This window comes from Streptomyces rugosispiralis (genome assembly GCF_024505145.1).
Taxonomy (GTDB): Bacteria; Actinomycetota; Actinomycetes; order Streptomycetales; family Streptomycetaceae; genus Streptomyces; species Streptomyces rugosispiralis.
This window is the reverse complement of sequence record NZ_JANIAA010000267.1, coordinates 1-320: the sequence shown is the minus strand read 5'-3', so window position 1 is coordinate 320 and position 320 is coordinate 1. Positions and strand designations below refer to the sequence as shown.

General features: G+C 68.1%; 1 protein-coding gene. It reads right to left on the bottom strand.

Annotated elements, in window-relative coordinates; all coding sequences use genetic code 11:
* A partial coding sequence (locus tag NP777_RS47385; protein ID WP_305890887.1) for a beta-ketoacyl synthase N-terminal-like domain-containing protein occupies positions 1-320 on the bottom strand: 320 nt, incomplete at both ends.

Genomic DNA, 320 nt, shown 5'->3' with positions numbered 1-320 from the left:
CGCCGGGCATCCGACAGCCGCTCCACCAGCAGCATGCCCACACCCTCACCCCAACCAGTGCCATCAGCCCCCGCCGCGAACGCCTTGATACGACCGTCCGCCGCCAGCCCACGCTGACGACTGAAGTCCACAAACGAACCCGGCGTCGACATCACCGTCACACCACCGGCCAACGCCAACGAGCACTCACCCGCCCGCAACGCCTGAATCGCCCAGTGCAACGCCACCAACGACGACGAACACGCCGTGTCCACCGTCACCGCCGGACCCTCGAGCCCCAGCGCGTACGACACCCGACCCGACATCACACTGGCCGCGTT